The 261-nt window shown below is 71.6% G+C and carries 1 protein-coding gene; it reads left to right on the top strand.

The window, feature by feature from the left end:
• Positions 1-261: hypothetical protein (locus F3J40_RS24680; RefSeq protein ID WP_167018797.1), on the top strand; the 261-nt coding region annotated here is incomplete at both ends.

Genomic DNA, 261 nt, shown 5'->3' on the forward strand with positions numbered 1-261 from the left:
GCCCCGGCTGGTCCACGCTGTTTGACGAAGTGATCCTGCTGGAGGGCGACCGGGCCACCTGGCACGAGCAGAGCGGACGCACGCTCAGCTTTACCCTGCCGGAGCCTGACGGGGCGCTGTACAGCGTGAGCGAAGGGCTGATTATCCGCCGCAACCCGCAGGGCGACGTGCTGATTGCCGACGACGACGGGGCGGCCTGGCGGCTGTTCCGCGCCACGCCGGGCGAGCCGCAGCGCCTGCGGCTGGCGACGCTCAGCGACG

Source organism: Candidatus Pantoea multigeneris, assembly GCF_011752615.1.
In the GTDB taxonomy this organism is placed as follows: Bacteria; Pseudomonadota; Gammaproteobacteria; order Enterobacterales; family Enterobacteriaceae; genus Pantoea; species Pantoea multigeneris.